Consider the following 6,750-nt stretch of genomic DNA (forward strand, 5'->3'; position numbering starts at 1 on the left):
ATTTGTTTTTAATCTTTAATCCTTCCTAACCTTCCTTTGAAAAAGGGAGGAGCTTTCTCACTTCATTTAAGAAAGCTATTTCCTCTCCTCTTAGGAGAGGGTTAGGGTGAGGTAATAAAAGTTAGAATCTTGGTACACCAAAACGTGTTGGATTCAATTCACGTGCTTGTGATTCATTAATGGTTTGCAATAAGAAAATCAGCAATTTACGTGTATCACGTGGGTCGATAATGCCATCATCATGCAACATCGCTGTGTTGAATAATGCAGTCGATTGCGACTCTAATTTCATTGCTGTCGATTGCTCTAAGAAGTCCAACATTTGCTCATTTGGCTCCATGCCAGATTCACGTTGTTTCGCTTCCGCAACAATACGAAGTACCTTACCTGCTTGCGCACCACCCATCACCGCAACACGAGAGTTCGGCCATGAGAAAATAAATTGTGGGCCAAGTGGACGACCACACATCGCATAGTTACCTGCACCATATGAACCATGTGCAATGATCGAAATCTTCGGCACTGTGCAATTCGCTACCGCTTGAATTAATTTAGAACCATGTTTGATGATGCCGTTTTGTTCTGCATCTGTACCCACCATAAAGCCTGTGGTGTTATGCAAGAATAAAATTGGGCGACGTGTTTGTTCACATAACTGAATAAACTGCGCTGCTTTTGCTGCACCTTGTGGGGTAATTGGGCCATTATTGGTGATGATGCCTAAATGCAAGCCACCCACTTTTGACCAACCACACACTGTATGTGAGTCATATTCATTTTTGAATTCGAAGAAATCAGAATCATCAACAATACGGGCAATGATTTCTTTCATATCCAAAGGTTGTTTTGGATCTGAAGGAATGATGCCAAGTAATTCTTCTGCCGAGTAACGTGGCTCTTTATATTCTGGCGTTTCAAGCTTAACTTGTTCTTTCCAGTTTAAATGCTTAAAGATTTCACGTGCGATACGGATACCATCCGCATCATTTTCTGCCAAGTATTCTGCTGTGCCTGCCACTTGGGCATGCATTTCTGCACCGCCCAATTCTTCAGCAGTTGCGACTTCACCTGTTGCAGCCAATAATAATGGTGGCCCTGCAAGCAACATTTCTGTTTGTTTACGTACCGTAATTACATAATCAGATAAACCCGGTTGGTATGCACCACCTGCAGTTGCGTTACCATGTACCACAGAAACCTGTGGAATCCCTTTCGCAGATAAACGTGCTTGGTTGGCAAATGTTGTACCACCGGCAGTAAATACTTCTGCTGCGTAGTTTAAGTTTGCACCACCACTTTCTGCCAAAGTAATGATTGGTAATTTTTGCTCTAACGCAATTTGGTGTAAACGAAGGCTTTTGTGTACACCCATTGGGGCAATCGTACCGCCTTTGATAGCACTGTTATTGGCAGCCACCATACAACGTGTACCATTTACAAAACCAATCCCTGCAATGATCCCGCCACCTGCTTCTGAACCATCTTTATCATCATGCATCTTGTAACCCACAAGACCACACAACTCTACAAATGGAGAATCTGCATCGAGCAACATACGTACACGCTCATGCGGTAAAATCTTTCCTTTTTTATCAAACTTAGGCTTAGCTTTATAAGAACGATCTAGTGCACTTTTTTGAATCGCTCGAATCTCTTCAATTTGCTCGAGCAATTTCGCTTTATTCTGTTCAAATACTTCGCTTCCTACTGCAACTTCGGACTGAATCACTGCCATTCCGTTTCCTCCTTGTTCCTTATAATCTCGATTAATTCTTTTCGTCTTTTTTCTTTAGTACATCTGGAATAAATGCACGGTGGAAGCCGTTATAAGACTCACTATTTTCTGCAGATGATAATGGGAATACGCGTGTACCTTGTGAAGCCGCACCATCGATACGTACTGTCATCCCTGAAACAAAGTTAGCAGCATCAGATAATAGATAAACAATCGCCGAAGATACTTCCGACTCTGTTCCCATACGTTGTAAAGGCACATTGCTAGAAAGGTTAGGGATAATGAATTCTGCGACAGGGCCTGAATAGGTATCCATACCTGATGAGATAATCCAACCCGGTGCCACACAGTTTACCCGCACACCTGATTTACCCCATTCCACCGCAGCCGTTTTGGTCAGGTTATCAACACCTGAACGTGCTGCACCTGAGTGCCCCATACCCGGCATACCGCCCCACATATCTGCTGCCATATTGACAATGGCACCACCATTTTTTGCCATCCACTGGTTATAGGCTTCACGCATAAGATAGAAGGTCGAATGTAAGTTATTACGGATGACCGCATCAAAACCATTGGCAGAAATACTTTCTAATGTTGATGGGAACTGACCACCTGCATTATTGACTAAACCATCGATGCGACCGAACTTTTCGATCACCTCCGCAATCATGTTTTTCACTTGTTCTTCTTCGCGGTTATCACACACGATGCCATGTGCATGACCACCATCTTCAGTGATTTCAGCAATCACATTTTCAAGTTTTTCGATCTTACGACCTGTAATCACCACTTGCGCACCAAGTGATGCAAGCTCATGTGCCGTACAACGACCAATCCCCGAACCACCACCTGTCACAATCACGACTTTGCCAGCGAATGCATCATTTCTAAAAATTGATTGATAACCCATTGCGCATACTTCCATTTTTATTTGATGTAAATTTTTCTGGATTGGGCATCATGGCGATGCCCAAAGCTGTGCTTACAATAAATTTGCAGGCACTTTCACTGGCATATCTAACAATTGTTGTGCAAAGGCTTTACCTTGTGGGTCAATACGTAAACTCGCAACACCACCACCACCAAGCGCATCAATCAATAAGAAGTTCATGGCATTTAAACCCGGTAATTCATAGCGAAGAACTTCGCCACCCTCACCGCCTTCAAATACATGCTTCATATATTCAGCAACATTGGCTTCAGTTAAAGATGCACGAATCCAAGGTAAGAATTCTGGTTTACGTGCAAGTACACCGATGTTGCTGTAGTTACCTTTATCACCACTACGTGCATGTGCAACTTCAACCAATGGCACTTCGATTTCATTACCTGTTAAAGTTGCCACTTCACCTGTAGGAATCGTTGGAATCTCTGCAAGCGGCTCACCCTGTTGTACATCAACTTTATGACGCTCACCATTGATATCCACTTCAACATTGAGTTGAGATTTCTCTACCAAGAACGAGAATAATTTAATCACTGGAGATGGTTTTGGACGACCACCCACAATCCCTGTTAATGCAGGTGCCATACCTGTTGAAGCTTGCGCAATCTCAGATGCAAAGAACATACATGCTTCTTTAAACATATGTTTAACGGCAATTTTCACCACAACTTCACGAGGTTTTTGCACACGACGATTTGCGCCATACGTTGTTTCTGTACCTAAAATCTCAATTGATTTTTCAGTAAATGGTGGAATCGAACGAAGCGCCATCACACGCTCAACTTTATTTAAAATTGCATTAGAAACGGCATAAGCTTTTTCTTCTGCATCTTGGCCTGCAAGTAAGAAACTCACTAACACACGGTTACCATCAGGATAGGTTGTGCTTACTTTGTAATGTTGTGTCGGTGCTGTACCTTTTGCACCTGTCACCAATACACGGTGCTCGCCTACTTGCTCAAGTTTGACTTGGCTAAAGTCAGCAGTTACATCAGGCAATAAATAAGCTTGTGGATGACCAATTTCATACACAATTTGCTCGCCCACAGTACCTGTAGAAACTAAACCACCTGTGCCATTTGGCTTAGTCACCACAAATGATGAATCTGCTTTCACTTCAACAATTGGGAAGCCCATATTGTCAAAGCCTTCAACCAAACGCCAATCTGTGAAGTTACCGCCAGTACATTGTGCACCACACTCAATCACATGACCTGCAAGTGCCGCCTGTGCCAATTTATCGTAATCGTTTAAATCCCATTTGTATTCATGCAATAAAGGCCCAATCACCACAGCCGAATCCACAACACGACCTGTAATTACAATATCTGCACCTAAATCTAAAGCATCACGAATACCTACGGCACCCAAATAAGCATTGCTACTTGCAACATGTGCAGGCAAAGGTTCACCTGTGAACATTTCTTTGGTGCCTTGCTTTTGCAATTCACCTTGCTTATCCATTAAATCGTCACCAAGTACCACCGCTACTTTCAAATCTAATCCAGCATTGGCAATCACTTGTTGAAGTGCATCACGGCATGCCAATGGATTTACACCGCCAGCATTACTTACAACTTTGATTTTCTTGTCCGCAATTTTTTTGATGAGTGGTGTCATGACACGACTAACAAAGTCCAATGCATATCCATGAGAAGGATCTTTCATTTTGGCTTTTGCCATGATAGACATGGTGATTTCTGAAAGATAATCAAATACTAAATAGTTAATATCCGACATATGTACTAATTGAAATGCAGCTGTGTTGGTATCTCCCCAGAAACCTGAAGCACATCCAATTTTTACAATTTTTTGTTCATCCTGAATATTTGTCATAACCATCTCATTATTCTGTTTAGAATTTAAGCTTAATCTACCAAGCAAGCGCTTGGTTTGTAAAGTGCAAAATGTTATTATTATTTGCAAATCTGCTTATTGCGCTAAAATTTGCATGGAAGCAACGCGTTTAGAAAACAAAATAGGATAAAATAACAAGATGATCGCGACCTCTATTGACCAAATTCAACCGATAGCCTGCTTTGACGATACACCACGTGGTCGTTTACTTTTGGGGGCAGCTTATTTATTCCATAAACAAGGTTATGCCAAAACCACTGTTCGTGAACTCGCACAGTTTATTGGTATCCAATCTGGAAGTTTATTTCATCATTTCAAAACCAAAGACGATATTTTGGCGCATGTGATGGAACAAACCATCATTTACAATCACGCTTGCCTTGAAAGTGCCATATCCACTTCAGACCATCCAGAGCAACAACTCAAGGCTCTGATTAAAGCTGAACTCGATGCGATCTCTGGGGATACAGGTTCCGCCATGGCTGTATTGGTCTATGAATGGTTTTCACTTTCTGAGGAAAATCAGAAGAAACTATTAAAATTAAGAAATGATTATGAAGGGATATGGCTGAGTGTCATCAAGGTATTACATGACAAAGGCAAAATTAAGCACGATCCTTTTATCTGGCGAAGACTGATTGGTGGGTCAATCGCTTGGACCGTAACTTGGTACAATCCAGAAGGGAAAATGTCACTTGATGAGTTAACCAATATCGTCTGGGATATGGCAATGAATGCTTAACTTTATATCTGATCAATTAAAAAAGGTGGCTTAAGCCACCTTTTTATTTCTTTTAGAAGCCCAGCTGTCGGCTTGCCAAATCTTTCATAATTTCCTCAGCTCCACCGCCTATCATATTCACTTTAACTTCGCGATATATACGTTCAGATTTCATCCCACGCATAAAGCCCATGCCACCTAGTGTTTGAACGGCTGCATCAGCACAGAATTGCATAGTTTGCGTTGCTACGTTTTTGAGCATACAAATTTGTGCAATCATTTCATTCCCCTGAAGTTCAGGACGACCCATTTTATATGCCGTATCTTCAAGTAAAGCACGAGTCGTTTGTAAACGTGTTGCCATATCTACCAATTTATGACGAACCACTTGGTGATCAACCAAGCGCTTACCAAAAGTACGTCGCTGTTGAGCCCAATCTAAAGCTTCTTCATAACAAACTTTTGCATAACCATAACTGCTCGCAGCCAAGAAGAAGCGTTCCATATTGAAGTTATTCATGATGACAAAGAAGCCCATATTCTCAGGACCAATCAAATTTTTTGCAGGCACTTTAACTTGATCGAAGTGCAAATGAGCTGTATCAGATGCCCACCATCCCATTTTATCTAACTTTGTTTTTGTAATACCTGGCGTATGGGCATCAATCAGTAGCATTGAGATACCATTGGGCCCTTTTCCTTCAGGATCAGTTCGAACGGCAACAGTATAGTAATCAGCACGAATACCAGAAGTAATAAATGTTTTTTCACCACTGACTACATAGTAATCGCCTTCTTTCACTGCTTTTGTTTTAAGTGCTGCAACATCAGAACCTCCTCCCGGTTCTGTTATTGCTAAAGCAGAAATCTTCTCACCTGATAAGATTTGTGGCAAAACCTCTGCTTTGACTTCTTCACTTGCAAAACTATTAATTGGTGGTGCACCGATCATATGTGAAAGTAATGAAGCGATTAACCCACCTGATGCCGCCTTTGCCAACTCCACACAACCTAATAAAGTATAGAATGCATCTGTATCTGGGATACCACCGTATTTTTCATCAAAACCTGATGCCATCAATCCAACTTCTGCAGCTTTTTTGTAGAGTTCCCGTGGAAAAGTCTCAGCTTCATCCCACTCATTTACATAGGGAATAATTTCTTTTTCTACAAATTTTTTTACTGCATCTGCAAATGCAAAATGTTCATCTTTGTAATAAATCGGATTGTATTGCATCAACTATGTCCCTGAAATTATTTAAATCCTCATAGGCATACTGACATTTATTGTTGTTTTTTTAATTGCAAGAATCATCAATCTTTTGGCATAAATTAACTGAATGGAGCCTCTTATTTAATTAAAAGCATTTAATTATTTTGAAATTCAATTTTTTGATATAAAAAAACACCCCCTTCTATTGAAGGGGGTGTTTAGAATAATGAGCTGGCGATGACTTACTCTCACATGGGTAACCCCACACTACCATC

General features: G+C 41.1%; 5 protein-coding genes. 1 reads left to right on the forward strand and 4 read right to left on the reverse strand.

Going from position 1 to position 6,750, the window contains the following annotated elements:
• Window positions 1–121: 121 nt before the first annotated feature.
• From AC1M9P_RS13940 to AC1M9P_RS13950, 3 genes are all read right to left on the reverse strand, one after another.
• Window positions 122–1,735 (reverse strand): acyl-CoA carboxylase subunit beta, encoded by a 1,614-nt coding sequence (locus AC1M9P_RS13940; protein ID WP_481588010.1) that lies wholly within the window; start codon window positions 1,733–1,735, stop codon window positions 122–124.
• Between the two features lie 31 nt (window positions 1,736–1,766).
• Complete coding sequence (locus tag AC1M9P_RS13945; RefSeq protein WP_481588011.1) at window positions 1,767–2,648, reverse strand: SDR family oxidoreductase; 882 nt, start codon at window positions 2,646–2,648, stop codon at window positions 1,767–1,769.
• Window positions 2,649–2,720: 72 nt separating this feature from the next.
• Entirely contained in the window at window positions 2,721–4,520 is a 1,800-nt protein-coding gene (locus AC1M9P_RS13950; protein WP_481588012.1) for an acyclic terpene utilization AtuA family protein, read from the reverse strand.
• Window positions 4,521–4,680: 160 nt separating this feature from the next.
• Between AC1M9P_RS13950 and AC1M9P_RS13955 the strand changes: the two genes are divergently transcribed.
• Window positions 4,681–5,283 (forward strand): TetR/AcrR family transcriptional regulator, encoded by a 603-nt coding sequence (locus AC1M9P_RS13955; RefSeq protein WP_035269534.1) that lies wholly within the window; start codon window positions 4,681–4,683, stop codon window positions 5,281–5,283.
• A gap of 52 nt (window positions 5,284–5,335) precedes the next feature.
• Here the strand turns inward: AC1M9P_RS13955 and AC1M9P_RS13960 are convergent, their stop codons facing one another.
• Entirely contained in the window at window positions 5,336–6,499 is a 1,164-nt protein-coding gene (locus tag AC1M9P_RS13960; RefSeq protein WP_481588013.1) for an acyl-CoA dehydrogenase family protein, read from the reverse strand.
• Between the last annotated feature and the right edge of the window lie 251 nt (window positions 6,500–6,750).

Source organism: Acinetobacter sp. 25-47-122 (genome assembly GCF_056779695.1).